Here is a 24,267-nt window from a genome sequence, read left to right as displayed (position 1 = left end):
ATCATGGAATTAGAAGAACAGGTGATGGGGATCATCATCAACGCCGGCCAGTCCCGTAGCCTGTGCTACGAAGCGCTGCACGCCGCTAAAGCGGGTGATTTCGCCACCGCCGACGCCAAAATGCAGGAAGCGGCGCACTATTCCCGCGAAGCTCACCTTGTGCAGACCCAGCTTATCGAAGCTGACGAAGGCGAGGGAAAAACCAAAATGACGCTGGTGATGGTCCATGCTCAGGATCACCTGATGACCTCCATTCTGGCGAAAGAGCTGATTGCCGAACTGATTGCGATTTACCGCGCGCAACCGCTTCACGCCTAGCGCCTTGCCCGGCCAGACGTGCTGGCCGGGTCTGATTCCCCGAGGTCACTATGTTACATCTTGGAATAGATATTGGCGGCACCAAAATGGAGGCCGTACTGCTGGATCCCGCAGGCGAATGCGTCCAGCGCCTGCGTTGGCCAACCCACAAAGAGAGCTATGACGCCTTTATGCGTCAACTGCTGACCCTGATTGCCGATATGCGCGCGGTCAGCCCGCAGCCGTTCACTCTGGGGATCGGCCTGCCCGGGGCTATCGATCCGCAAAGCGGACGCATTAAAAACTGCAACTGCCTGGTGCTCAACGGCCACGATCTGCGCCGGGATATCATGCAGCAGCTTGGCCAACCGGTGTGGATGGCAAACGATGCCGACTGCTTCACCCTTTCCGAGGCGGTCGATGGCGCCGGCGCCGGCGCCACCACCGTCTTCGGGGTGATTATCGGTACCGGCTGCGGCGGCGGGATCGCCGTTCATCAACAGCTGCTCAGCGGCCCCAACGCTATCGCCGGAGAGTGGGGACATAATCCGCTGCCGGGCTATACTCCTGAGCGCGATGGCCCGCCGCAGCCCTGCTACTGCGGCAAAACGAACTGCATCGAAAGCTTTGTTTCCGGCACCGGCTTCGCCCGCCGCTACGGGGAACAAGCGCGTGCGGAAGCCATTGTCGCCGCAGCGCAAAACGGCGATCCGCGCGCGCTGGCCCACTGGCGTCATTTTATCGACGCCTTTGCCCGCAGCCTGGCGTCAGTGATCAACATTCTCGACCCGCAGGTGATTGTGCTGGGCGGCGGTTTGTCCAACGTCAGCCAGATCTATCGCGATCTACCTGCCGCCATCGTGCCGTGGATCTTCTCCGACAGCTGCCGCACGCAGATCAAACCGGCCCGCTTCGGCGACGCCAGCGGCGTGCGCGGCGCGGCCTGGCTGCCCCGGTTGCCCGGCGCCGCGGACGGGCCTCGGTAGACACTTTTTTCAGCAGGTATGTTAAGCTAGGCGAAAATGTCCAGACAGAAAAAGCCATGCCAACGATTGATGATGTTTCAAGATTAGCGAATGTCTCAAGAGCGACGGTTTCCCGCGTGCTGACCGGCACCCGGGGCGTGCGCGAAGAGAGCCGGGAAGCTGTGCTGCGGGCCGTTGAAGAACTCAACTATCGCCCGAGCTTTGCCGCACAAAACCTCGCCAGTCAGACATCCAGCCACGTTGGCCTGGTGATTTCCGCGCAGGACGAGAGCCTCGGCGCGCGTCTGTTGCCGCTCCTCTCGCAGGCGCTGAAAGGGCTGAATAAAAGCCTGCTGGTCCAGTACGTCAGCGACCCGGTAGAGCAGGCGGCGGCGATCGATGATCTGCAGCGCCAGTGCGTGGCGGTGGTGGTGCTGGGCGCCGTTGCCGCCGACGCGCCGCGCAACGTTATCGCCTTTGACCGCTTCGGCGTCGCTGGAAGCAACAGCCAGGGCTATGACTTCGCCTTCGCCACCGAAAGCGCCTGCCGCTATGTGATTGGCAAGGGACACCGCAACATCGCCCTGCTGGTGGACAGCGATAGCGACGATGCCAGCCGCCAGATGCTGGAAGGCTACCGCAACGTCCTGCAGAACTACTCCATTCCTTTTAACCGCCAGCTGGTGCTGACGGCCAACGATGATGTCGAGCAGGCGCTGCTGACCTTAATTAACAGCTTCAGTAAATACTCAGTCATTATCGTTAAACGCGACCGCTACGCGGCTGAAGCAATGCGCCTGCTGCGCGAATTCACCATCGCCGTCCCGCAGGAGGTCTCCCTGCTGAGCCTTGAGGATTCCCCCCTCGCCTCGCTGCTCTATCCGCCGCTGACCTGCATCTCATGGCCACTGGAGGCGCTGCTGGATAACTGTATTCAGCGTATTCGCAGCCTGATAGACGACCGGCCAACGTTCACCGCCGAGGGCCGCTCGCTGGCCGGCCGCCTGATCCCGCGCCAGTCGGTCGCCGATATCTCTTGATCTCCGCCCGGTTCGCGCCGGGCCAACCTTGCCTCCCCTTTCTCGCGCTTTCGTTTCCCGGCTCATTATTACCCCCGCACGCAAATAAGAATTATTTTCATTTATAAATAGCTTGTGCTATATAACATAGCAATTGCTATAAACGCTGAGAAATTAACCACACCATTGCGAGGATCCTATGCTGCATCTGACACCGCTGAAATCATTGCTGCTGGCCAGCGCGCTGGCCCTGCTGGCCGCGGCGCCGGCCTCGGCGCAGGAGAAATTCAGGGTTATCACCACCTTCACGGTTATCGCCGATATGGCGCAGAACGTGGCCGGCGATGCCGCCGTCGTCAGCTCCATCACCAAACCGGGCGCGGAGATCCACGACTACCAGCCCACCCCCGGCGATATCAAACGCGCGCAGGGGGCGCAGCTGATCCTCAGCAATGGTCTCAATCTCGAACGGTGGTTTGCCCGCTTTTATCAGCACTTGCAGGGCGTCCCGGAGGTGGTGGTCAGCGAGGGGATCCAGCCGATGGGCATCAGCGCGGGCCCCTATAGCGGGAAGCCCAATCCCCATGCCTGGATGTCGGCAGATAACGCCCTGATCTATGTCGATAATATTCGCGACGCGCTGGTGAAATACGATCCGCCTCACGCCGACACCTATCGCCGCAACGCCGAGGCCTACAAAGAGAAGATCCGCCAGACGATGGCGCCACTGCAGGCCAGACTGGCGCAGCTGCCGGAGGATAAGCGCTGGCTGGTCACCAGCGAGGGAGCCTTCTCCTATCTGGCCCGCGACTATGGCCTGCGCGAACTGTATCTGTGGCCGATTAACGCCGACCAGCAGGGTACCCCGCAACAGGTGCGCAAGGTTATCGACACCATGAAGAGAGAACAGATCCCGACCATCTTCAGCGAAAGCACCATCTCCGATAAACCGGCGCGTCAGGTGGCGCGCGAAGCCGGCGCCCACTACGGCGGCGTGCTGTATGTCGATTCCCTGAGCGCCGCCGACGGCCCGGTGCCGACCTGGCTCGACCTGCTGCGCGTCACCACCGAAACCATCGTCAACGGTATCCAGGACGGGATGAGGAAACAGCCATGAATACAGCGCAAGCGGGTCTGTATGTCGACCAGCTCACCGTTACCTGGCGCAACGGCCACACCGCCCTGCGCGACGCCTCGTTCAGCGTACCACGCGGCGCCATTGCCGCGCTGGTGGGGGTTAACGGCTCGGGGAAATCCACGCTGTTTAAAGCGCTGATGGGCTTTGTGCGCATCGGTCACGGCGAGATCGCCATACTCGGCCAGCCGGTCAATCGCGCGCTGCGCCAGAATCTGGTCGCCTATGTCCCGCAGTCGGAAGAGGTGGACTGGTCCTTCCCGGTGCTGGTGGAGGATGTGGTGATGATGGGCCGCTACGGCCATATGGGCTGGCTGCGGCGGGCAAAGCCGCGCGATCGCGAAATCGTCGATGCCGCGCTGGCCCGCGTGGGCATGAGCGAGTACCGCCATCGGCAAATTGGCGAGCTCTCCGGTGGGCAGAAAAAGCGCGTCTTCCTTGCCCGCGCCATCGCTCAGCAGGGTCAGGTGATCCTGCTGGATGAGCCTTTTACCGGCGTCGATGTGCAGACCGAAGCGCGGATCATCAGCCTGCTGCGCGAGCTACGCGATGAGGGCTGCACCATGCTGGTCTCCACCCATAACCTCGGGTCCGTAAGTGAGTTTTGCGATTATACGGTGATGGTAAAAGGCACCGTGCTGGCCAGCGGCCCGACAGAAACCACCTTCACCGCCGAGAATCTGGAGCGGGCTTTCAGCGGCGTGCTGCGCCACGTCGCCCTCACCGGCGCGGAAGCGCAGATTATCACCGATGACGAGCGGCCGTTTATCAGCCGGCGCGCGGCGGGAGGACCACGATGAGCTGGCTGCTGGAGCCGTTTGGCTATCACTATATGCTCAATGCGATGTGGGTATCGGCGCTGGTGGGCGGCGTCTGCGCCTTTCTCTCCTGCTACCTGATGCTCAAAGGCTGGTCGCTGATTGGCGACGCCCTTTCCCACTCGATTGTGCCCGGCGTCGCCGGGGCCTATATGCTCGGCCTGCCGTTTGCCCTCGGCGCGTTTCTCTCCGGCGGCCTGGCGGCGGGCAGTATGCTGTTTTTGCAGCAGCGATCGCGGCTAAAAGAGGATGCGATTATCGGCCTGATCTTCTCCTCCTTCTTCGGTATCGGGCTGTTTATGGTGTCGCTGAACCCGACGTCGGTGAATATCCAGACCATTATCCTCGGCAATATTCTGGCCATCGCCCCGGAGGATATTATCCAGCTGGCGGCGATCGGCTTTATCTCGATGGCGATCCTGCTGCTGAAGTGGAAAGATCTGATGGTGACCTTCTTCGATGAAAACCACGCTCGCTCGATTGGTCTGAACACCCGCGGCCTGAAGCTGCTGTTCTTTACCCTGCTGGCGGCCTGCACCGTAGCGGCGCTGCAGACCGTCGGCGCCTTTCTGGTCATCTGCCTGGTGGTCACTCCCGGGGCCACCGCCTGGCTGTTAACCGACCGCTTCCCGCGCCTGCTGGCCATCGCCGTCGTCATCGGCAGCCTGACCAGCTTCTTCGGCGCCTGGCTCAGCTACTATCTCGACGGCGCCACCGGAGGTATTATCGTGGTGGCGCAAACGCTGCTGTTCCTCATCACCTTTATCTTTGCGCCGAAGCATGGCCTGCTGGCCAACCGCCGCCGCGCCAGGGAGGCTGCATGCTGAATCTGTTCCTGGCTCCGTTTCAGTTTCCATTTATGGTCAACGCGATAACGGTATCGATGGTCGTCGCCGTGCCCTGCGCGCTGCTGTCGGTCTTTCTGGTGCTTAAAGGCTGGGCGCTGATGGGCGACGCCATGAGCCACGCGGTATTTCCCGGCGTGGTGCTGGCCTACATTATCGGCATCCCCTTCGCCATCGGCGCGTTTATCGCCGGGCTGCTGTGTGCCGTAACGACCGGTTTTCTTGACGATAACAGCCGCCTCAAACGCGATACCATTATGGGAATTGTCTTCTCCGGCATGTTTGGCGCCGGGCTGGTGCTGTATGTAGCGATCCAGTCCGACGTCCATCTCGACCATATTCTGTTCGGCGACATGCTGGGGATCTCCCTCAGCGATATTGGACAAACGGCGGCTATCGCGCTGGTGATTGCGCTGATTATCGGGCTGAAATGGCGGGATTTTTTGCTGCACGCCTTCGATCCGACGCAGGCCAAAGCCAGCGGCCTGCGCGGGGGGCTGCTGCACTACGGCCTGCTGTGCATGATCGCCCTGACCATCGTCGCGACGCTGCAGTCGGTAGGGATTATTCTGTCGATTTCGCTGCTGATTGCCCCCGGGGCGATCGCGCTCCTGCTGGTACGGCGCTTTATCCACGCCCTGCTGCTGGCGGTGGCAGTGGCGGTCTGCTGCTCGGCGGGAGGGGTGTGGCTGGCGTTTTATCTCGATAGCGCGCCGGCGCCGACTATCGTGGTGCTGTTCACCGCGCTGTTTGTGGTCGCCTTTGTGGCAAGCACGATCCGGGATAGCCGGAAACAGAAAACTTCAGCAACCATCCCCGGCGGCGGCTAACGCCTTACCGGGGCTACAAAAAACGCGAGTTGTCCGCCGGCTGCGCGCCGCGCAGGCCGGGGAAGGCCGCTATTTTTTCGGTCGGTATTTTTCCGGCAGCGGCGGCACCGGCCGCCTGTCATCCAGCAGATGGCGAAGGGTCAGGATCGGGTGACGCCAGAGCATTCGCGGCCCGGCCCAGCGCATAATCTGCTTCATCTCTTCGCGCTTCGCCGGCTGGTAGCAATGCACCGGACACTGCTTGCAGGCCGGTTTATTGTTGCCAAACACGCACTTATCAAGGCGCTTATCGGCGTAGGCGTTCAGCGCCTGATAGTGTTCGGCGTCGTCGCGGGCCTCCGGACAGCGGCGCTGATAAAGCCCAATCATCCGACAGATCGTCTGCTTTTCACGTTCGATGCGTTTGCCCACCGTCAATTTCCCTCCCCACAAAAAGATGCATCAATAATACACCTTTTAAGCCGGCCACGCAGCCGCTTTCCTAACGATCAGGTCGGGTTAGCGGGTTTATCAACATGCCCCAATGCTTTTTCCGGGAAGCAGAGATCGCGCACCCGGCGTTTCAGCTCTGCCGCATCCGGAAAGCCGCCATCCTGCTTGCGCTCCCAGATCTGCTGGCCGTCGATATCGATAGTGAAGATCCCGCCGGTGCCCGGCACCAGCGTCACCGAGGCGATATCGGTGCTGAAGGTGTGTAACAGCTCCTGCGCCATCCAGCTGGCGCGCAGCATCCAGTTGCACTGGGAACAATAGGTGATGGTGATAGCCGCTTTTGAATTCATCGTCATCTCGCTCAGGCTGAAAGGGCACAGTGTAAACAAAGTGCAGTTTAAATGAGGAATACATCAATATTTTGTTGCAAACGATAATACCTATCATTACCATTCGCAATCAACAAATGGAGTTAGACCCTATCCGCAACGGAAAAGACGGAGCAACCTGCAACTCTGGAAGTAACGCGTGAGCCGATACTAATAACGATCAAGGCGTGGCGACTATGTACAAATCGACTCCGTCAGCAGCAGGGTGTAAAAAACGCCTGCTGGTGACCTCTTTGCTTGCAGCAATTTATCAAACTTCTGCCGTCGCAGCAGGCACTTCCGCCATCGGCGGCGAGGCGGTGGATGACACCTCGGAACAAATGACCGTCACCGCTCCAGCGCCGGCGCAAAAAGCCGGTAACGAGCACAGCATCAGCGCCCGGGAGCTGGAGGATAAAGGCGCTAACGATTTCGGCTCGATCATGCGCTATGAGCCGCTCATCAGCGCCACCGGGGCCAGCGGCGGCTCCGGCAACGGCAAAAGCGGCTTCGACCGCGGGGGCTACACCGGCTACAACATTCGCGGTATGGAGAGCAACCGCGTCGGCATCGACGTGGACGGTATCGCCCAGCCCAACGCCACCGGCCGTGGCTACGTCGGTCGCGCCGGGCTCAACACCTTCGGCATCGGCCGCGATTATATCGACCCCTATATGTACGGCAGCGTGGATATCCAGTCCGGCGCCACCTCGACGGAAACGGCCAACAGCGCCATCGGGGGGAATGTCTCCTTCCGCCCGAAATCGGCGGATGATTACCTGCGCCCGGGCAAAACCAGCGCCTTCGGCTATCGCAGCGGCTACGACTCCGCGGATCGCAGCTGGCACAACGGGGTGACCGTCGCCGGCGGCGATGAGTTCCTGCGCGGCATTTTGGTCTACAGCCGCCGCGATGGTCAGGAAACCGAAAATAACAGCGGCACCGTCGATGCCTACCCGGCGAACTGGCACTCCGATGCCTTTCTGGCCTCCGGGATCTGGCAGCCCAACGACGAGCACAAGCTAACCAGCACCTTCGACTATTACCATAAAACCAACCACACCCACTACGATACCTGGGACTCCAGCGGCAACAGCACCATCGGCACCGCCAGCCAGACCAGCCAGACCCGGCGCTGGGGCCTGAGCCTGAAGGATGACTGGACGCCGATGAATGACTACCTCGACAGCGTCTCCAGTAAAATCTATTACCAGCATACCGAAGCCCATGACTGGACGTATATGCCGGACAGCGTCACCCGCAGAATGCAGACGGTGAACTCCAACTACGACACCGACACCTGGGGCCTGCAGACCGCACTGGCGAAAACCCTGGGCCGCCACGATCTGAGCGCCGGCTTTAACGCCAGCACCAGCAAAACCCAGCGGCCGTTCAGCCAGTCGCCAATCCCCAGCGTTTACAGCGAGATCATGCAGCCGGAGGCGGATAGCCGCAGCTACACCCTCGGCGGTTTTGTTCAGGATAAGATCAACTTCGATCTCGATAGCCACAATTTCGCCATTATTCCCGGCGTGCGTGTGGTACATCAATCGACGAAGCCGGAAAATCTGTCCGACCTCGCCGCCAACAGCAGCGCGCTGACCGAATCGTCAGTGGCCAGGCTGTATGGTAAAAACAGCGATACCCAGGTTCTGCCGTCGTTGACCTTCCAGTACGACCTCACCCCGCGTCTGATGACCTACCTGCAGTACCAGCGCGGGGCGCAGTTCCCCAACGCCAGCCAGCTGTATGGCTCCTGGAACCTTGGCTCCAGCTACGCCGGCAGCCAGCAGTATGCCCTGATCGGCAATACCGAACTGAAGACGGAAACCAGCGATAATCTTGAGTGGGGACTGAAGGGGGAAGTTACCGAAGGCATCACTCTGCGCACGGCGCTGTTCTACAACAGCTATAAGAACTTTATCGCCTATACCCGCTATACCCGGGCGAATAATCCGGGCCAGTTCACCAACGTGCCGTCGAATATCTACACCATTTATCAGGCGGAAAACCGCGATAAAGCCTATATCTACGGCGGCGAAATCAGCACTAAATTTAACTTTGGCACCTGGTATGAGCAGGTGGACGGCCTGAGCGCCACCCTCGCCCTCGGCTATAGCGAAGGGAAATCGAAATCCAGCTACAGCGGCGATAAATACGTCGACCTCGACAGCGTAGCGCCGATGAAAGCCATCGTCGGCGTGGCGTGGGACGATCCGGCGAAACGCTACGGCACCGCCCTGACGGCGACCTTCGTCAAAGGGAAACAGGCGACCGCCACCAATCGCGAAAGCTACAGCAACAGCGGATCCGCCATCACCGATGCCAGCAGCGACTATATGCGCGTGCCGGGCTACGGCATGCTGGACTGGACCGCGTACTGGCAGGTAGCGAAAAACGTGCGCCTCAATGGCGGGGTCTACAACCTCACCGATCGTAAATACTGGGATTACCTGAGCAGCCGCAATATCGAGACCGGCACCAACCAGGACGCCAACGATAAAGCGCTGGCGGTGATGCCGGGCCGCACCTGGCAGCTCGGAGTCAACGTCGACTTCTGATTGCCCGAATAACCACTCACCTGCCCCGGCCCACCGGCCGGGGATATTGATCATCGAGAAGGATATAATTATGCCCAATGCCCACCCCGATTTGTGGCAGCGCTACCAGGCCACCAAAGCGGCCAGCGCCGCGAAATATGCCCGCGATATCGCCGCGGAAATGGGGATCAGCGAAGCCGAACTGACCGCCGCCCGCCTCGGCCACGATACCGTACGCCTGAGCGATGACGCCCGGGCGCTGATTGCCGCCCTGGAGCGCGTCGGTGAAACCAAATGCATCTGCCGCAACGAGTATGCCGTGCATGAGCAGGTCGGCCAGTTCACGCACCAGCACCTCAGCGGCCACGCCGGGCTGGTGCTCAACCCGCGCGCGCTCGACCTGCGTCTGTTCCTCAGCCAGTGGGCCAGCGCCTTCCATCTGAACGATAACGGTCGCCAGAGCATTCAGTTTTTCGACCACCACGGTGACGCCCTGCTGAAAGTCTATGCGACCACGCAGACCGACATGGCGGCCTGGGACACCCTGATCGCGGAGTATCGGGTGGCGGCCCCGGCACCGCTGACCCTGCGCCCACTGGAGCCGGTGAAATATGCCGAGAGCGCCGATGGAGCCGCGCTGGAGAACGACTGGCGCGCGATGACCGACGTACACCAGTTCTTCGGTCTGCTGCGTAAATATCAGCTTTCCCGCCAGCAGGCCTTCCGTCTGGTGAGCGACGACCTCGCCTGCCGCGTTGATCGCCATGCGCTGCCAGCGTTACTGGAGACGGTGCGCCAGGAGGGCAATGAAATCATGATCTTCGTCGGCAATCGCGGCTGCGTGCAGATTTTCACCGGCGCCCTGGAAAAGCTGGCGCCGATGCGCGGCTGGCTGAATATCTTCAATCCCACCTTTACCCTCCATCTGCGCGAAGAGAGCATCGATGAAGTGTGGGTGACCCGTAAGCCGACCTCAGACGGACACGTCACCAGCGTCGAGCTGTTCGCCAAAGACGGCACCCAGATTGCCCAGCTCTATGGCCAGCGCAGCGAGGGCCACCCCGAGCAGGCGCAATGGCGCCAGCAGGTGGATCGTCTGACCCGCGAAGGACTGCCCGCATGATGCGCTGGTTACTGCTTCTCATCGCCTTCCCGCTGCTGAGCCACGCCGCTGTGGAGCGGCTCGTCACCCTCGGCGGAGATGTCACTGAGATCGTCTATGCCCTTGGCGCGCAACAGAGCCTGGTCGCCCGGGACAGCACCAGCAGCTGGCCCCCGGCGGCGCAAAAACTGCCGGATGTCGGCTACCTGCGGCAGCTGAACGCTGAGGGGATCCTCGCATTACGTCCGCAGCTGGTGTTAGCGAGCGCCCAGGCGCAGCCCTCGCTGGTCTTACACAAGGTGCAGGCGAGCGGCGTGAAGGTGGTTAACGTGCCTGGCGGCGAAAACCTGGCCGCGATCGATAAAAAAGTGGCCGTCATTGCCGAAGCATTAGGCAAAACCCCGGCAGGCGACGCGCTGCGCCAGCAGCTTCAGCAGCAGATCGCCGCCATTCCAACGCAGCCGATTGCCAGGCGGGTGCTGTTTATTCTCAGCCACGGCGGAATGAATACCCTGGTGGCCGGGCAACACACCGCGGCCGATGGCGCCATTCGCACCGCCGGTCTGCAGAACGCGATGCAGGGCTTCGACCACTATCGGGCGATGTCGCAGGAGGGAGTGGCCGCCAGCCAGGCGGATCTGGTGGTGATCTCCGCCGATGGTCTCAAAGGGATGGGCGGCGAAGCCGGGCTGTGGAGCCTGCCCGGCCTGGCGCAGACCCCGGCGGGGCGTCATAAACAGCTGCTGACGATCGACGACATGGCCCTGCTCGGCTTTGGGCCGCGCACCCCGCAGGCAATTATCGCGCTGCGTGAAAAAGCGGAGCAACTGCCCTGATGCGCCCTGCCCTCGCCCGCCGTTTGCTGATGATGACGCTACTGCTGGTTTCGCTGACGCTGTTCGCCACCACCCTTGGCGCGATGCGTTTGCCGCTGGCCAGCCTGCTGCCCGCCGGGGATGAGATGCTGCGCCATATCTGGCTGACCATCCGTCTGCCACGGGTGCTGCTGGCCCTGCTGGTAGGCGCGGCGCTGGCCCTCTCCGGCTGCGTGATGCAGGGGCTGTTTCGCAACCCGCTAGCCGACCCGGGCCTGCTGGGCATCAGCAGCGGCGCCGCGCTGGCGGTGGCCTGCTGGCTGGTGCTCCCGCTTTCCGCATCGGGGCTGATCGCCCTGTATATGCCGATGCTGGCGGCGTTTATTGGTAGCCTGGCAGTGATGGTGGTGATTTTTATCCTCAGCCGGGCGGAGGAGGGTTCGCTGTCGCGCCTGCTGCTGGTAGGGATCGCCATCAACGCGCTGTGCGGGGCGCTGGTCGGCGTGCTGGCCTGGCTGAGCAACGACGCCCAGCTGCGCCAGCTGTCGCTGTGGGGCATGGGCAGCCTGGGCCAGGCCGAGTGGCCGACCCTGCTGGTGGCTGCGACCCTGATCATCCCGGCGGCGCTGGCGGTGTGGTGGATGGCCTCCCGCCTGAATCTGCTGCAGCTCGGCGATGAAGAGGCGCACTATCTCGGGGTCAACGTGCGGGCGCTGCAGCGCTGGCTGCTGCTGTGCAGCGCGGTGCTGGTGGCCGCGGCGGTGGCCATCAGCGGAGTCATCGGCTTTATTGGCCTGGTGGTGCCGCATCTGATGCGCCTGTGGCTGGGGCCGGATCATCGCGGGCTGATCCCAGGCTCGCTGCTGGCCGGCGCCATCCTGCTTCTGCTGGCCGATACCCTGGCCCGCACCGTAGCGGCGCCAGCGGAGATGCCGGTCGGTCTGCTCACCAGCCTGCTGGGCGCCCCCTGGTTTCTGTGGCTGGTCTTTCGTCGGGAGAACTCCAGACATGGCTAATGCATACTGCGCCCAGGGTCTGTCACTTCGCCTTGGTAAACGACAGATTATCGACAACGTCTCCGTCGCGCTGCGCGGCGGCGAGATGACGGCGCTTATCGGGCCGAACGGCGCAGGCAAATCCACGCTGCTGCGGGTGCTTACCGGGTACCTGACTCCGGATAGCGGCACTCGCCATCTGGCGGGCACGCCGCTGGAGGAATGGTCACCCGAGGCGCTGGCGCGCCGGCGGGCGGTCATGCTGCAGCGCACGGCCCTGCAGGCTGACTGGACGGTGGAAACGGTCATCGCCATGGGGCGCTCGCCGTGGGGTCCGACCGCGGACCCGGCGGTGCTGGCGGCGGTAATGGCCGTCACCGGCTGCGATGACCTTGTCGGCCGCCGCTATCCCGGCCTCTCCGGCGGCGAGCAGCAGCGGGTACAGCTCGCCCGCTGTCTGGCGCAGCTGTGGCGCGACGGTACGCCGCAGGGCTGGCTGTTTCTTGATGAACCCACCTCGGCGCTGGACCTTTACTATCAACAGTATCTGCTGCGCTTGCTCAAACGGCTCACCGCCGGCGGGCAACTGCACGTGTGCGTGGTGCTGCATGACCTTAACCTCGCCGCCCTTTGGGCCGACCGCATCCTGCTGCTTCACCAGGGCCATCTGGTCGCCCAGGGCACGCCGCAGGAGGTGATCCAGCAGCCGGTTATCCATCGCTGGTACGGGGCGGATGTCCGCCTCGGCCAGCATCCGGACAACGCGGCCCCCCAGGTCTATCTGGCGCCGTAACCCCCGCGCGGCGCAACCGGAATCCGGATCGCGCCGCGCGCCTTCATCAGTTTCCCTCGCCTGCCCATCTCCGTTATCATGTCTCATCCATGTGATAACGACGAAAACAACAAAATCGCAGCCATTTCAAATCAGGGATCTGGATAACACCCCATGAGCACAATTGACAATCTCGACGCCCACACGCCGATGATGCAGCAGTATCTCAAGCTGAAGGCGCAACATCCTGACATTCTGCTGTTTTACCGGATGGGGGATTTTTACGAGCTGTTTTATGACGATGCGAAACGCGCGTCGCAGCTGCTCGATATCTCGCTGACCAAACGCGGCGCCTCCGCGGGCGAACCCATTCCCATGGCCGGCATCCCCCACCACGCGGTGGAAAACTATCTTGCGAAACTGGTTAATCAGGGCGAGTCGGTAGCCATTTGCGAGCAGATAGGCGATCCGGCCACTACCAAAGGGCCGGTCGAGCGTAAAGTGGTGCGTATCGTCACGCCGGGCACTATCAGCGATGAAGCGCTGCTGCAGGAGCGCCAGGACAACCTGCTGGCCGCCATCTGGCAGGACAGCAAAGGCTTTGGCTACGCGACGCTGGACATCAGCTCCGGCCGCTTCCGCTTGAGCGAACCGGCCGACCGCGAAACCATGGCGGCAGAGCTGCAGCGCACTAATCCGGCGGAGCTGCTGTATGCGGAAGATTTTGCCGAATCGTCGCTGATCGAAGGCCGCCGCGGTCTGCGCCGTCGCCCGCTGTGGGAATTTGAAATCGACACCGCGCGCCAGCAGCTTAACCTGCAGTTCGGCACCCGCGATCTGGTTGGCTTCGGCGTGGAAAACGCCCCCCGCGGCCTGTGCGCCGCCGGCTGCCTGCTGCAGTATGTCAAAGACACCCAGCGCACCTCGCTGCCGCATATTCGCTCCATCACCATGGAACGCCAGCAGGACAGCATCATTATGGATGCCGCCACCCGCCGTAATCTGGAGATCACCCAGAATCTCGCCGGCGGCACCGATAACACCCTGGCCTCGGTGCTCGACTGCACGGTGACGCCGATGGGCAGCCGGATGCTCAAGCGCTGGCTGCATATGCCGGTCCGCGATACCGCCGTGCTGGTGGAGCGCCAGCAGACCATCGGCGCGCTGCAGGAGCGCTATACCGAGCTGCAGCCGGTGCTGCGCCAGGTCGGCGATCTGGAACGTATTCTGGCGCGTCTGGCGCTGCGTACCGCCCGTCCACGCGATTTAGCCCGCATGCGTCATGCCCTGCAGCAGTTGCCTCTGCTGCGCGAGCAGCTGGCCGACGTTGACAGCCAGCCGGTGCAAAAATTGCGCGAGAAAATGGGCGAGTTTAGCGAACTGCGCGAACTGCTGGAGCGCGCGGTGATCGACGCGCCGCCGGTGCTGGTCCGCGACGGCGGGGTTATCGCCCCGGGCTACAGCGAAGAGCTGGACGAGTGGCGGGCGCTGGCCGATGGCGCCACTGATTATCTCGATAAGCTGGAGATCCGCGAGCGCGAGCGGCTGGGCCTCGATACCCTGAAGGTCGGCTACAACGCCGTCCACGGCTACTATATCCAGATCAGCCGCGGCCAGAGCCACCTGGCGCCGATCCACTACGTGCGTCGCCAGACGCTGAAAAACGCCGAACGCTACATTATTCCTGAGCTGAAGGAATACGAAGATAAGGTGCTGACCTCCAAGGGCAAGGCGCTGGCGCTGGAAAAACAGCTTTATGACGAACTGTTCGACCTGCTGCTGCCGCATCTTGCCGACCTGCAGGCGAGCGCAAGCGCGCTGGCCGAGCTGGACGTGCTGGTCAACCTGGCGGAACGCGCGGAAACCCTGAACTACTGCTGCCCGACCTTTAGCGATAAGCCGGGCATTCGCATCAGCGAAGGCCGCCATCCGGTGGTCGAGCAGGTGCTGAAAGAGCCGTTTATCGCCAACCCGCTGCAGCTGGCGCCGCAGCGGCGGATGCTGATCATCACCGGGCCGAACATGGGCGGTAAAAGTACCTATATGCGCCAGACCGCGCTGATTGCGCTGCTGGCCTATATCGGCAGCTACGTCCCGGCGCAGAAGGTGGAGATAGGCCCCATCGATCGCATCTTTACCCGCGTCGGCGCGGCGGATGACCTGGCCAGCGGCCGCTCGACCTTTATGGTGGAGATGACTGAAACCGCCAATATCCTGCACAACGCCACCGAACACAGCCTGGTGCTGATGGATGAGATTGGCCGCGGCACGTCCACCTACGACGGTCTGTCGCTGGCATGGGCCTGTGCGGAAAATCTCGCCAACAAAATCAAGGCGCTGACGCTGTTCGCCACCCACTACTTCGAGCTCACTCAGCTGCCGGAGAAAATGGAAGGCGTCGCCAACGTCCATCTCGACGCGCTGGAGCATGGCGACACCATCGCCTTTATGCACAGCGTGCAGGATGGCGCGGCCAGCAAGAGCTACGGCCTGGCGGTCGCCGCGCTGGCCGGGGTGCCGAAAGAGGTGATCAAGCGCGCGCGGCAGAAACTGCGCGAGCTGGAGAGTATTTCGCCCAACGCGGCGGCGACCCAGGTCGACGGCACGCAGATGTCGCTGCTCGCCGCCCCGGAAGAGACCTCGCCTGCGGTTGAGGCGCTGGAGAATCTTGATCCGGACTCCCTGACCCCGCGTCAGGCGCTGGAGTGGATTTATCGTCTGAAAAGTCTGGTCTAGCACCCCAATCGCCCTATTAAGGTCAAAAACGGCAGCGCCGCTCAGCGCTGCCGTTTTAACAAACTAAAAATGGGTGCAAGAGGATGCGTCCTGACAACCGATACGCGGGGTTGCCCCCGCGCGGATGCTACTTCTTCGATTCGTAAGCGAGAACAGCTTTAAACTCAATATTACGCTCTTTAATACTCAGCTCGCATAGTGAGCTGTGCGCCAACAGCGTAAATCCCAGTACCGTAATACAGAGTACGATGATTGCCACAAGGGCATATTCCGTCAGCATATCTTGCCTCCCTGCAAAGAAGAGACTAACATCTGAATTGTCGATGTTCATTCGCTAGCCTCAGTTGATAGAAATATCTCCCGGGGCTTTCGTCTGTCTGGGGTCCTGGTAATGCTCAAGGCCAGACAGCCTCAAGCACCCGCCGCTATTCTATACTCGTCAGGGCGTGAAATTTATCTGCAAGGAATTAATCAGACGGATTTTATAATAATCTGGAAGCAGGCTCGCAAAGTCATCCCACGCTATTATCCCTTTACACCATTTCTGGATTTAATGAATAAAATAACTTTTATCATTCTGCGAAATATAAAAAAACCGACTGAGAGATTATCCCAGTCGGCGTATTTGTCGCAGGCAGTTTGCGCACTGCCCAGTTTTAATATGGCCGGTAAAATAGCCCAAATGAAATAGGCCCTTAGCGGGCCCTTTTCATTAACGCTTATCTTCCGGCAATAGCGGCGGTACGTGCGGCACCTGCGGCGCCTCATCAATATCTTTCTGCGTCATCCGGAACGCTTCCGGATAGTGCTCGCGGCTGGTGCGGCGCAGCGGCTCGGTATCCCGCCAGGTATAAAGGCAGTGCTGGCACTGATACACAGTCCAGACCCCTTTCACCGGCGATTTTGCCATGACTTCAATCTTTTCATCGGCGCAACGTGGACAAATCATCTTCTTCTCCTTATTTACGGTTGGCCAGCATGGCGGTCAGTTTTTCAGCCCAGGCTTTGGTTTCCGGCAGATCCTGCACCGGCTGGCTGTAGTGGCCGCGTAGGTCCGGCGCAACCGGGGTGGTGGCGTCGATAATGAGTTTGTCGGTGATGCCCGCTGGGCTGGAGCCTGGGTCAAGTTCAAGGACCGACATGTTCGGCAACTGCACCAGGTCTCCCGCCGGGTTAACCTTAGAGGAGAGCGCCCACATCACCTGCGGCAGATTGAACGGGTCGACGTCTTCATCAACCATAATCACCATCTTCACATAGCCGAGGCCGTGGGGAGTGGTCATCGCCCGCAGTCCCACCGCGCGGGCAAAGCCGCCGTAGCGTTTTTTGGTGGAGATGATCGCCAGCAGACCGTGGGTGTACATGGCGTTGACCGCCTGCACTTCCGGAAACTCTGCCTTCAGCTGCTGATACAGCGGCACGCAGGTGGCCGGGCCCATCAGATAGTCGATTTCGGTCCATGGCATACCGAGATAGAGCGATTCAAAAATCGGTTTGCTGCGATACGAGACTTTGTCGATGCGCACTACCGTCATGTTACGACCGCCGGAGTAGTGGCCGGTAAACTCACCGAACGGCCCCTCTATCTCACGCTTGCGGCCTTCAATCACCCCTTCGAGGATCACTTCCGAACCCCAGGGCACGTCAAAGCCGGTCAGCGGCGCGGTGGCGATGGGATACGGGCTCTCGCGCAGCGCGCCGGCCATTTCATATTCTGACTGATCGTATTTCAGCGGCGTGGCGCCCATCAGGGTGATAATCGGGTCGTTACCGAGGGTAATGGCGATCGGCAGGTCTTCCCCGCGCTCTTCCGCCTTATGCAGATGCAGGGCGATATCGTGCATCGGCACCGGCTGCAGGCCGAGCTTGCGCTTGCCTTTCACTTCCATACGGTAGATACCGACGTTTTGCTTACCGAAGTTGTCAGGGTCAAGCGGATCGCGCGAAACGACACAGGCTTTGTCGAGGTAGAACCCGCCATCGCCATCGTTGAGGCGGAACAGCGGCAGAATATCGAACAGGTTGATATCGTCGCCATCCACGGTGTTTTCCGCCCATGCCGGGTTGGCGCGGCGCTCTGGCGTCACCGGGAAGTTATCCCAACGGCGGATGAATTCATCAATCTGCTTTTTCACCGGCGTGTTGGGCGGCAGGCCCAGCGAGATGGCATGGTTCTGCCACGAGCCGATGGTGTTCATCGTCACCCGGGCGTCGGTAAAGCCGCGAATATTATCGAACCACAGCGCCGGGGCGCCGTCGCCGATGCGTCCGGTGGCATTGGCCGCCGCCGCCAGGTCTGGCTCAGCGTTCACCTCTTCACTGATTTTCAGCAGTTGTCCCTGGTCATCCAGCGCCTGCAAAAAGCTGCGCAAATCATCAAAAGCCATTATTCGATCTCCTGTGCAAATTGTTCTGCCGTACGCAAGCCGTTCCAGCGGCGCGCCTTGTGGTAGTCGAGGCCAAACTGATCCAACACCCGGGTCACAATATGGTTGGTGATATCGTCAACCGTTTCCGGGTGGTTGTAGTAAGCCGGCATCGGCGGCACCATCGCCACGCCCATCCGGGACAGCGCCAGCATGTTCTCCAGATGGATCGTGCTGAGCGGCATTTCCCGCGGGACCAGCACCAGCTTGCGCCCCTCTTTAAGCACCACGTCCGCCGCGCGGCCCACCAGCCCTTCGGCATAGCCCGCGCGAATGCCCGCCAGCGTCTTCATACTGCAGGGAATAACGATCATGCCGTCGGTGCGAAATGAACCTGATGAGATGGTGGCGGCCTGGTCGGCCGGGCTGTGGGAAAAGTCCGCCAACGCGGCCACTTCCCGTGCCGTCCACGGCGTTTCCAGCTCGATGGTGGTTTTGGCCCATTTCGACATCACCAGATGGGTTTCCACCTCCGGCATATCGCGCAGCGCCTGCAGCAATGCCACCCCAAGCGGAGCCCCGGTGGCCCCCGTCATCCCAATAATCAGTTTCATTCCACACCTCATTCATTTTGTTCGTATACGAACTTTGTACTTAAATTACCCCCTCCTGAGCCAAATGACAAGATCGTTCGTATACGTGCGCATTTTTAATCAAACAGGGAAAAGGTATAAAAAGGCGTAATAACAGCTATCATAGAGGTGACAGTTTTGTTACGGAGTATTCATGGAGTTACGAAACGAAGCATTCCACCTGCTGCGCCAGCTTTTTCAACAACATACCGCCCGCTGGCAGCAGGCGTTACCGGACCTGACTAAGCCTCAGTATGCGGTGATGCGCTCGGTTGCCGAGCAGCCGGGGATCGAACAGGTGGTGCTGATTGAAGCGGCGGTCAGTACTAAGGCCACGCTGGCGGAGATGCTCAGCCGGATGGAAGCGCGCGGCCTGGTGCGCCGGGAGCACGATCCGGCCGATAAACGCCGCCGTTTTGTCTTTCTGACCGACGAAGGCGAGGCGCTGCTTAACCGTTCCATTCCGCAAGGCAATGAGGTCGATGACGAGTTTCTCGGCCGCTTGAGCGATGATGAACGCGAGCAGTTCTCCCGGCTGGTGCGTAAGATGATGGTTCCCTGAGCAAGCGCCTAGTCGAGCTGCTCACGCAGAAAGTCGATAAACGCCCGCACCCGGGTCGGCATATGCTGCGCATCGGGAAAAAGGGCATAAACGCCCTGCGGCGGGAAATGGTATTCCGGCAGGACAGCCACCAGCTCCCGCTGCGCCAGTTTCCCGGCCACCAGCCAGGCAGGCAGCAAAGCGACGCCGCATCCGGCCAGAGCAAAGCTCATCAGCGCCGTGGCGCTGTCGGCTGAAAACCGTGGCGCGTTGACTATCGTAAAATCCACCTCTGCCTGTTCATCCGTTCGCAGCTGCCAGCGCAGCGGCGCCGGCAGACGCTCGTGAATAATCCAGTCAGCTTGCGCCAGATCGGACAGCGTCTGCAGCGGATGGCTCGCCAGCCAGGCCGGTGAGGCGACGGGCAGGATCGCAAAACTGGCAATCCGCGTCGCCCGGTAGCGGGAATCGGCCAACGTGCCGAGGCGTATCGCCACGTCAAATCGTTCGGAGATAAGATCCGCATGATGGGAGGACGAGACGTGCCGCACCCGTAACGCCGGATGATGACGGGAAAACGCCGCCAGCGCCGGGATGATAACCTGTGCACCATACTCCGGCGTAGTGGTGATCCGCAGCTCTCCGCTTAAACCGCTATGGCTGGCCCGAACCTCATCCTGCAGATTTTCCGCCGCTTTCAGCAGCGCCACCCCACGCTGATAGAACAGCGCCCCGGCGTCAGTGAGCCGCAGACGGCGCGTCGAACGCAGCAGCAGGGTCACCCCCAGCTCATTTTCCAGTTGCCTTACGTTAAAGCTGACCACCGCTTTGGTCTGCCCCAGCGCCGCGGCGGCCTGGGTGAAGCTGCCGGCGTCCACCACGGCGATAAACATGGTCACGCGCTGAAGGTTTAGCATCGTCGTCCGGATGATTGTCAAAAATATTCAGACAGTATATCCCGATTCACCCCGTTTATCCCCCGTGGCGCCGGGTTTACAGTAGCCGCCTGTCTGAGGGAGTGAATCATGACCTATCGCCACCGCGTTGCCACCGTTTTTCTGTTCGGCTTTTTTCTCGACTTAATCAATATGTTTATCGCCAGCATCGCCTTCCCGGCTATCAGCCACGCGCTGGCGGTATCCGTCTCGCAGCTGGCGTGGGTCAGCAATGCCTATATTCTTGGCCTGACGGTCGTCGTGCCGTTCAGCGCCTGGCTCAGCCAGCGCTGTGGACCAAAACGGCTGTTTTTACTCTCACTGGGGCTGTTCAGCCTCGGCGCACTGGCATCGGGGCTGGCCCACAGCCTGGGTGCGCTGATTTTCTGGCGGACGTTGCAGGGGATGGGCGGCGGGCTGCTAATCCCCCTCGGTCAGGCGCTGACCTGGCCGCTGTTTCAGCCGCAGGAGCGGGCGAAGCTATCGGCGGCGGTGATGCTGGTCGGCCTGCTGGCGCCCGCCTGCTCGCCGGCGATCGGCGGTCTGCTCGTCCAGGCGTTCAGCTGGCGCTGGGTCTTTTTCGCCAGCCTGCCTGTCGCCCTGCTTACCTTTATGCTGGCGGCGCGATGGCTGAACGACACCTCCGCCCCTGTCCGGCCGGCCCGCTTGCTCCCGCTGTCGTTGCTGGCCGATCCTCTCCTGCGCTTCGCCATGCTTATTTATCTCTGCGTACCAGGGATGTTTATTGGCGTCAACGTCGTGGGAATGTTCTACCTGCAACGCGTCACCGGGATGGCGCCGGGGGCGATTGGCGCCCTGATGGTGCCCTGGTCGCTGGCCTCGTTTGTCGCCATCACCTTTACCGGCAGGTATTTCAACCGCTTCGGACCGCGGCCTCTGGTGATAGTCGGCTGCCTGCTTCAGGCGGCAGGGATCCTGCTGCTGCTGCAGGTCGATGCGCACAGCCCGCTGGCGCTGTTGATTCTGGCCTTTACGCTGATGGGCGGCGGAGGTAGCTTATGCAGCAGCACCGCGCAAAGCAGCGCTTTCCTGCATACGCCTGGCGAAGAGATGCCTGACGCCAGCGCGCTGTGGACCCTTAACCGCCAGCTCAGCTTCTTTGCCGGCAGCGCGCTGCTCGCTCTGCTGCTGAGGATATTCCCGCCGGCCTACGCCTGGCAAGGCGCGTTTAGCTGCGCCGCCGCCATAACCCTGTTGCCGCTGCTGTGTTGCCTGCGGCTGAATAATCGGGCGATTATCCATCGCCTGCACACCACTCTGGAGAAGTCATGAACCCGTATCTGCAGGAAGTCCTCGACGCCCATGTCCTTATCGAACGCTGGTTAAGCCAGGGGGAAGGGAGCGCTGAGGCGCTGATGAGCCGTTTTGCCGCCGAATTCACTATGATCCCTCTGAGCGGCGAGAAGATGGACTACCCGACGGTGAGCCGTTTTTTCCAGCAGGCGGGCGCAAGCCGTCCGGGATTACACATCGTGGTGGATCAGACGAAAATCATCAGCGAGTGGCACGACGGCGCCGCCGTGCTATACCGTGAACGCCAAACGCTGGCGGATGGCAGTGAGAACGTACGCTGGTCGACGGCGATTTTTCAGCAAGCGGAAGGGAAAATTGTCTGGCGCCATCTGCAGGAAACCCGCCGCGGCTAGCGCAAAGAAAAAGGCCCCGACTTTCGAGGGGGCCTTTTTGAGAGAAAAGATCTTATTCGCGGAAGAGCGCTTCGATATTCAGTCCTTGCCCCTGCAGAATTTCCCGCAGACGACGCAGACCTTCCACCTGGATCTGACGCACACGCTCGCGGGTGAGGCCAATTTCACGGCCCACATCTTCCAGGGTGGCGGCTTCATAACCCAGCAGACCGAAACGACGAGCCAGAACCTCACGCTGCTTGGCGTTCAGTTCGAACAGCCATTTAACGATGCTTTGTTTCATATCATCGTCCTGCGTGGTGTCTTCCGGGCCGTTCTCTTTCTCATCGGCCAGAATATCCAGCAGCGCTTTTTCTGAATCGCCACCCAGCGGGGTATCCACCGAGGTGATGCGCTCGTTCAGACGCAGCATACGGCTGACGTCATCGACCGGTTTGTCCAGCTGTTCGGCAATCTCTTCCGCGCTCGGCTCGTGGTCCAGCTTATGGGACAACTCGCGCGCGGTACGCAGATAGACGTTCAGCTCTTTGACAATGTGGATCGGCAAACGGATCGTACGGGTTTGGTTCATGATCGCCCGTTCAATGGTCTGGCGGATCCACCAGGTCGCATAGGTCGAAAAACGGAACCCACGTTCCGGGTCAAACTTCTCAACGGCGCGGATCAGGCCGAGGTTACCTTCTTCAATCAGATCCAGCAGCGCCAGACCACGATTGCTGTAACGACGGGCAATCTTCACCACCAGACGCAGGTTGCTTTCAATCATGCGACGGCGTGAAGCGACATCACCACGCAGTGCGCGACGCGCGAAATAGACTTCCTCTTCCGCGGTCAGCAGTGGGGAATAACCAATCTCTCCAAGATAAAGCTGAGTGGCGTCAAGCACGCGTTGCGTTGCGCCTTGCGACAGCAGCTCTTCCTCAGCCAGATCGCTATCACTGGGTTCCTCTTCTACTAAGGCCTTCTCGTCGAAAACCTCAATTCCGTTCTCATCAAATTCCGCGTCTTCATTTAAATCATGAACTTTCAGCGTATTCTGACTCATAAAGGTGGCTCCTACCCGTGATCCCTGAGCAAAGCACCTTCCACGGTGCATCAACAAAAGACGCCAGGACGATTTCCCCTACTCCTCTCTGCGAGAGGCGCATAGACACCGCCCTGGCGCCTGTTAGCTAATGCTTCGCTTATCCGTACTTTGCCAAATTATCGCTGCGGTAAGTACTGCAGCGGGTTGACGGATTTCCCCTTGTAACGAATTTCAAAATGTAATCTTGTTGAGCTGGTTCCGGTGCTACCCATGGTAGCGATTTTCTGCCCCGCTTTGACTTCCTGTTGCTCCCGAACCAGCATGGTATCGTTATGAGCGTAGGCACTCAGGTAATCATCGTTGTGTTTGATGATAATAAGATTACCGTAGCCGCGCAGTGCGTTACCGGCATAGACGACGCGCCCATCGGCGGTCGCGACAATAGCCTGTCCCTTACTGCCTGCAATGTCGATACCTTTATTGCCGCCTTCCGCGCCACTAAAGTTCTCGATAACTTTGCCATCAGTCGGCCAGCGCCATGATGAGATCGGCGAACTGGTTGACGTACTGCTTGCAGTCGGCTGGGTTGTGCTCACCGTTGTTGGTGCCGTCACCGGCGCGACGACCGTCGAGGTCGTGGTCGCTGGTTTATTATTAGGCAACATCTTGGTAGCACTTTGTTCACCTGAGGATTCAGAATACGTAATAGTCGGTTGTGAAGCAACCACCGCGGTCGATTTTTGTGCAGAAGTTGTGGTGGCCGTCGCACCGCCGCTCGCCCTTGCGCTGGCCTGAGAAACGGCATTTTCACCGGTGATCGGCTGGCCTGAAGCGTTGCCGACCTGCAGCACCTGGCCGACGTTCAGGGCGTACGGGGCCGGGACATTGTTGCGTTGCGCCAGGTCACGGAAATCGTTGCCGGTGACCCAGGCGATATAGAACAGCGTGTCGCCGCGTTTGACCGTATAGGCACTGCCGCCGGTATAGCTACCTTTCGGAATATCGCCATATTTGCGGTTATAAACGATCTTGCCATTCACCGTCTGCACCGGCTCCTGCGCCATTGGCTGCGGCTGAATGGTCTGGGTCTGTACCGGCTGGATCGGCTGCGCCTGAGGAGCAGACTTGACGCCGGAGGATGGCGGCGTAATCAACATGCCGGAGTTGGTGCTGGAAGAGGCGGCACCGCCGGCAGAGCTGACCGGCGCAGGCGGATTATTGGTGTTGGTACATCCGGCCAGCCAGAGTGAAACCAGTGAAAGAGCCGCAATACGGCTGACGGTAAATTTGGTGCTTCCCGCGCTCATTTATCCCCCAGGAATATGTTAACTGCCAATATCTTGCTTACCGGGCGACGCCCGGCCAGGACACTGAAAAATGTGTCCACCCTACGCCTAAAGTCAGGCAAAAAAAACCTGGAATAATCCGGG

The 24,267-nt window shown here is 60.6% G+C and carries 25 protein-coding genes; 16 read left to right on the top strand and 9 right to left on the bottom strand.

Translation table 11 applies throughout. The features are described from left to right. The first annotated feature begins 3 nt into the window (after positions 1-3). From ACLH1I_RS13290 to ACLH1I_RS13260, 7 genes are all read left to right on the top strand, one after another. On the top strand, positions 4-318 hold the full coding sequence (locus ACLH1I_RS13290) for a PTS lactose/cellobiose transporter subunit IIA (RefSeq protein WP_002914983.1): 315 nt from the start codon (positions 4-6) through the stop codon (positions 316-318). 50 nt (positions 319-368) lie between these two features. Then, the gene (locus tag ACLH1I_RS13285; protein ID WP_065802673.1) at positions 369-1,283 is read left to right on the top strand and encodes an ROK family protein; all 915 of its coding nucleotides are present in this window, start codon (positions 369-371) and stop codon (positions 1,281-1,283) included. A 56-nt stretch (positions 1,284-1,339) separates the two neighbouring features. Continuing rightward, entirely contained in the window at positions 1,340-2,302 is a 963-nt protein-coding gene (locus ACLH1I_RS13280) for a LacI family DNA-binding transcriptional regulator (RefSeq protein ID WP_032456513.1), read from the top strand. 178 nt (positions 2,303-2,480) lie between these two features. Continuing rightward, on the top strand, positions 2,481-3,398 hold the full coding sequence (locus tag ACLH1I_RS13275; protein ID WP_004205632.1) for a metal ABC transporter substrate-binding protein: 918 nt from the start codon (positions 2,481-2,483) through the stop codon (positions 3,396-3,398). Beyond that, entirely contained in the window at positions 3,395-4,216 is an 822-nt protein-coding gene (locus tag ACLH1I_RS13270; RefSeq protein WP_023318999.1) for a manganese/iron ABC transporter ATP-binding protein, read from the top strand. The genes ACLH1I_RS13275 and ACLH1I_RS13270 overlap by 4 nt, the downstream gene beginning before the upstream one ends. Further along, entirely contained in the window at positions 4,213-5,061 is an 849-nt protein-coding gene (sitC, locus tag ACLH1I_RS13265) for an iron/manganese ABC transporter permease subunit SitC (protein ID WP_048325503.1), read from the top strand. Before ACLH1I_RS13270 ends, sitC begins: the two co-directional genes overlap by 4 nt. Next, positions 5,055-5,909, top strand: a complete 855-nt coding sequence (locus tag ACLH1I_RS13260) for a metal ABC transporter permease (protein ID WP_023319001.1) — start codon at positions 5,055-5,057, stop codon at positions 5,907-5,909. Before sitC ends, ACLH1I_RS13260 begins: the two co-directional genes overlap by 7 nt. 69 nt (positions 5,910-5,978) lie before the next feature. Here ACLH1I_RS13260 and ACLH1I_RS13255 read toward each other — a convergent pair whose 3' ends face one another. Together ACLH1I_RS13255 and ACLH1I_RS13250 are read right to left on the bottom strand one after the other, a co-directional pair. Continuing rightward, the gene (locus ACLH1I_RS13255) at positions 5,979-6,320 is read right to left on the bottom strand and encodes a nitrous oxide-stimulated promoter family protein (protein WP_074377604.1); all 342 of its coding nucleotides are present in this window, start codon (positions 6,318-6,320) and stop codon (positions 5,979-5,981) included. A gap of 77 nt (positions 6,321-6,397) precedes the next feature. Further along, positions 6,398-6,691: a SelT/SelW/SelH family protein gene (locus ACLH1I_RS13250; RefSeq protein WP_048295863.1), complete on the bottom strand. Its 294-nt coding sequence runs from the start codon at positions 6,689-6,691 to the stop codon at positions 6,398-6,400. Between the two features lie 215 nt (positions 6,692-6,906). Here ACLH1I_RS13250 and ACLH1I_RS13245 point away from each other — a divergent pair, with 215 nt between their 5' ends. The 6 genes from ACLH1I_RS13245 to mutS all read left to right on the top strand — a co-directional run bounded on the left by ACLH1I_RS13245 (position 6,907) and on the right by mutS (position 15,669). Further along, positions 6,907-9,270 carry a TonB-dependent receptor domain-containing protein gene (locus tag ACLH1I_RS13245; RefSeq protein ID WP_135711843.1) on the top strand — a complete coding sequence of 788 codons (2,364 nt, stop codon included), beginning with the start codon at positions 6,907-6,909 and terminating at the stop codon, positions 9,268-9,270. A 70-nt stretch (positions 9,271-9,340) separates the two neighbouring features. Then, positions 9,341-10,372, top strand: a complete 1,032-nt coding sequence (locus tag ACLH1I_RS13240) for a hemin-degrading factor (RefSeq protein WP_064187465.1) — start codon at positions 9,341-9,343, stop codon at positions 10,370-10,372. Further along, positions 10,369-11,187 carry a hemin ABC transporter substrate-binding protein gene (locus ACLH1I_RS13235; protein ID WP_060656689.1) on the top strand — a complete coding sequence of 273 codons (819 nt, stop codon included), beginning with the start codon at positions 10,369-10,371 and terminating at the stop codon, positions 11,185-11,187. The genes ACLH1I_RS13240 and ACLH1I_RS13235 overlap by 4 nt, the downstream gene beginning before the upstream one ends. Further along, positions 11,187-12,182, top strand: coding sequence for a FecCD family ABC transporter permease (locus tag ACLH1I_RS13230; RefSeq protein WP_065802671.1), 996 nt, complete (start codon positions 11,187-11,189; stop codon positions 12,180-12,182). Before ACLH1I_RS13235 ends, ACLH1I_RS13230 begins: the two co-directional genes overlap by 1 nt. After that, complete coding sequence (locus ACLH1I_RS13225) at positions 12,175-12,954, top strand: heme ABC transporter ATP-binding protein (protein ID WP_064150783.1); 780 nt, start codon at positions 12,175-12,177, stop codon at positions 12,952-12,954. The genes ACLH1I_RS13230 and ACLH1I_RS13225 overlap by 8 nt, the downstream gene beginning before the upstream one ends. Before the next feature lie 153 nt (positions 12,955-13,107). Further along, positions 13,108-15,669 carry a DNA mismatch repair protein MutS gene (mutS, locus tag ACLH1I_RS13220; protein WP_023290813.1) on the top strand — a complete coding sequence of 854 codons (2,562 nt, stop codon included), beginning with the start codon at positions 13,108-13,110 and terminating at the stop codon, positions 15,667-15,669. A 127-nt stretch (positions 15,670-15,796) separates the two neighbouring features. Here mutS and ACLH1I_RS13215 read toward each other — a convergent pair whose 3' ends face one another. The 4 genes from ACLH1I_RS13215 to ACLH1I_RS13200 all read right to left on the bottom strand — a co-directional run bounded on the left by ACLH1I_RS13215 (position 15,797) and on the right by ACLH1I_RS13200 (position 18,649). After that, positions 15,797-15,949, bottom strand: coding sequence for a Hok/Gef family protein (locus tag ACLH1I_RS13215; RefSeq protein WP_049116054.1), 153 nt, complete (start codon positions 15,947-15,949; stop codon positions 15,797-15,799). Positions 15,950-16,381: 432 nt separating this feature from the next. Then, entirely contained in the window at positions 16,382-16,618 is a 237-nt protein-coding gene (locus ACLH1I_RS13210; protein ID WP_004205613.1) for a non-oxidative hydroxyarylic acid decarboxylases subunit D, read from the bottom strand. Between the two features lie 10 nt (positions 16,619-16,628). Further along, the gene (locus ACLH1I_RS13205; RefSeq protein ID WP_004205612.1) at positions 16,629-18,056 is read right to left on the bottom strand and encodes a non-oxidative hydroxyarylic acid decarboxylases subunit C; all 1,428 of its coding nucleotides are present in this window, start codon (positions 18,054-18,056) and stop codon (positions 16,629-16,631) included. Further along, positions 18,056-18,649 carry a non-oxidative hydroxyarylic acid decarboxylases subunit B gene (locus ACLH1I_RS13200; RefSeq protein ID WP_002915099.1) on the bottom strand — a complete coding sequence of 198 codons (594 nt, stop codon included), beginning with the start codon at positions 18,647-18,649 and terminating at the stop codon, positions 18,056-18,058. Before ACLH1I_RS13200 ends, ACLH1I_RS13205 begins: the two co-directional genes overlap by 1 nt. A gap of 172 nt (positions 18,650-18,821) precedes the next feature. On the opposite strand from ACLH1I_RS13200, the gene ACLH1I_RS13195 reads away from it, so the two are divergent. Further along, positions 18,822-19,229, top strand: a complete 408-nt coding sequence (locus ACLH1I_RS13195) for a MarR family winged helix-turn-helix transcriptional regulator (protein WP_004205611.1) — start codon at positions 18,822-18,824, stop codon at positions 19,227-19,229. An 8-nt stretch (positions 19,230-19,237) separates the two neighbouring features. Here the strand turns inward: ACLH1I_RS13195 and ACLH1I_RS13190 are convergent, their stop codons facing one another. Next, positions 19,238-20,125, bottom strand: a complete 888-nt coding sequence (locus ACLH1I_RS13190; RefSeq protein WP_004205610.1) for a LysR family transcriptional regulator — start codon at positions 20,123-20,125, stop codon at positions 19,238-19,240. Positions 20,126-20,233: 108 nt separating this feature from the next. Here ACLH1I_RS13190 and ACLH1I_RS13185 point away from each other — a divergent pair, with 108 nt between their 5' ends. Next, positions 20,234-21,436, top strand: a complete 1,203-nt coding sequence (locus ACLH1I_RS13185) for an MFS transporter (RefSeq protein ID WP_151629057.1) — start codon at positions 20,234-20,236, stop codon at positions 21,434-21,436. Beyond that, entirely contained in the window at positions 21,433-21,810 is a 378-nt protein-coding gene (locus ACLH1I_RS13180; protein WP_094309104.1) for a DUF4440 domain-containing protein, read from the top strand. Before ACLH1I_RS13185 ends, ACLH1I_RS13180 begins: the two co-directional genes overlap by 4 nt. A gap of 52 nt (positions 21,811-21,862) precedes the next feature. Here ACLH1I_RS13180 and rpoS read toward each other — a convergent pair whose 3' ends face one another. Both rpoS and nlpD read right to left on the bottom strand, forming a co-directional pair. Then, positions 21,863-22,855: an RNA polymerase sigma factor RpoS gene (gene rpoS / locus ACLH1I_RS13175; RefSeq protein ID WP_002915106.1), complete on the bottom strand. Its 993-nt coding sequence runs from the start codon at positions 22,853-22,855 to the stop codon at positions 21,863-21,865. A 158-nt stretch (positions 22,856-23,013) separates the two neighbouring features. Continuing rightward, positions 23,014-24,144 carry a murein hydrolase activator NlpD gene (gene nlpD / locus ACLH1I_RS13170; protein ID WP_151629055.1) on the bottom strand — a complete coding sequence of 377 codons (1,131 nt, stop codon included), beginning with the start codon at positions 24,142-24,144 and terminating at the stop codon, positions 23,014-23,016. Between the last annotated feature and the right edge of the window lie 123 nt (positions 24,145-24,267).

This window comes from Klebsiella sp. 1SOBk10mer (assembly GCF_046602535.1).
GTDB lineage: Bacteria > Pseudomonadota > Gammaproteobacteria > Enterobacterales > Enterobacteriaceae > Klebsiella > Klebsiella quasipneumoniae.
Note: the sequence above shows the minus strand (reverse complement) of the source record. Positions and strands in the feature narration are given on the sequence as shown.

What these genes read in the sequence shown, in the direction of transcription:
- ACLH1I_RS13290 (WP_002914983.1), top strand. Translation starts at nt 4, where the DNA reads ATGGAATTAGAAGAACAGGTGATGGGGATCATCATCAACGCCGGCCAG.
- ACLH1I_RS13285 (WP_065802673.1), top strand. Translation starts at nt 369, where the DNA reads ATGTTACATCTTGGAATAGATATTGGCGGCACCAAAATGGAGGCCGTA.
- ACLH1I_RS13280 (WP_032456513.1), top strand. Translation starts at nt 1,340, where the DNA reads ATGCCAACGATTGATGATGTTTCAAGATTAGCGAATGTCTCAAGAGCG.
- ACLH1I_RS13275 (WP_004205632.1), top strand. Translation starts at nt 2,481, where the DNA reads ATGCTGCATCTGACACCGCTGAAATCATTGCTGCTGGCCAGCGCGCTG.
- ACLH1I_RS13270 (WP_023318999.1), top strand. Translation starts at nt 3,395, where the DNA reads ATGAATACAGCGCAAGCGGGTCTGTATGTCGACCAGCTCACCGTTACC.
- sitC (WP_048325503.1), top strand. Translation starts at nt 4,213, where the DNA reads ATGAGCTGGCTGCTGGAGCCGTTTGGCTATCACTATATGCTCAATGCG.
- ACLH1I_RS13260 (WP_023319001.1), top strand. Translation starts at nt 5,055, where the DNA reads ATGCTGAATCTGTTCCTGGCTCCGTTTCAGTTTCCATTTATGGTCAAC.
- ACLH1I_RS13250 (WP_048295863.1), bottom strand. Translation starts at nt 6,691, where the DNA reads ATGAATTCAAAAGCGGCTATCACCATCACCTATTGTTCCCAGTGCAAC.
- ACLH1I_RS13245 (WP_135711843.1), top strand. Translation starts at nt 6,907, where the DNA reads ATGTACAAATCGACTCCGTCAGCAGCAGGGTGTAAAAAACGCCTGCTG.
- ACLH1I_RS13240 (WP_064187465.1), top strand. Translation starts at nt 9,341, where the DNA reads ATGCCCAATGCCCACCCCGATTTGTGGCAGCGCTACCAGGCCACCAAA.
- ACLH1I_RS13235 (WP_060656689.1), top strand. Translation starts at nt 10,369, where the DNA reads ATGATGCGCTGGTTACTGCTTCTCATCGCCTTCCCGCTGCTGAGCCAC.
- ACLH1I_RS13230 (WP_065802671.1), top strand. Translation starts at nt 11,187, where the DNA reads ATGCGCCCTGCCCTCGCCCGCCGTTTGCTGATGATGACGCTACTGCTG.
- ACLH1I_RS13225 (WP_064150783.1), top strand. Translation starts at nt 12,175, where the DNA reads ATGGCTAATGCATACTGCGCCCAGGGTCTGTCACTTCGCCTTGGTAAA.
- mutS (WP_023290813.1), top strand. Translation starts at nt 13,108, where the DNA reads ATGAGCACAATTGACAATCTCGACGCCCACACGCCGATGATGCAGCAG.
- ACLH1I_RS13215 (WP_049116054.1), bottom strand. Translation starts at nt 15,949, where the DNA reads ATGCTGACGGAATATGCCCTTGTGGCAATCATCGTACTCTGTATTACG.
- ACLH1I_RS13210 (WP_004205613.1), bottom strand. Translation starts at nt 16,618, where the DNA reads ATGATTTGTCCACGTTGCGCCGATGAAAAGATTGAAGTCATGGCAAAA.
- ACLH1I_RS13205 (WP_004205612.1), bottom strand. Translation starts at nt 18,056, where the DNA reads ATGGCTTTTGATGATTTGCGCAGCTTTTTGCAGGCGCTGGATGACCAG.
- ACLH1I_RS13200 (WP_002915099.1), bottom strand. Translation starts at nt 18,649, where the DNA reads ATGAAACTGATTATTGGGATGACGGGGGCCACCGGGGCTCCGCTTGGG.
- ACLH1I_RS13195 (WP_004205611.1), top strand. Translation starts at nt 18,822, where the DNA reads ATGGAGTTACGAAACGAAGCATTCCACCTGCTGCGCCAGCTTTTTCAA.
- ACLH1I_RS13190 (WP_004205610.1), bottom strand. Translation starts at nt 20,125, where the DNA reads ATGCTAAACCTTCAGCGCGTGACCATGTTTATCGCCGTGGTGGACGCC.
- ACLH1I_RS13185 (WP_151629057.1), top strand. Translation starts at nt 20,234, where the DNA reads ATGACCTATCGCCACCGCGTTGCCACCGTTTTTCTGTTCGGCTTTTTT.
- ACLH1I_RS13180 (WP_094309104.1), top strand. Translation starts at nt 21,433, where the DNA reads ATGAACCCGTATCTGCAGGAAGTCCTCGACGCCCATGTCCTTATCGAA.
- rpoS (WP_002915106.1), bottom strand. Translation starts at nt 22,855, where the DNA reads ATGAGTCAGAATACGCTGAAAGTTCATGATTTAAATGAAGACGCGGAA.
- nlpD (WP_151629055.1), bottom strand. Translation starts at nt 24,144, where the DNA reads ATGAGCGCGGGAAGCACCAAATTTACCGTCAGCCGTATTGCGGCTCTT.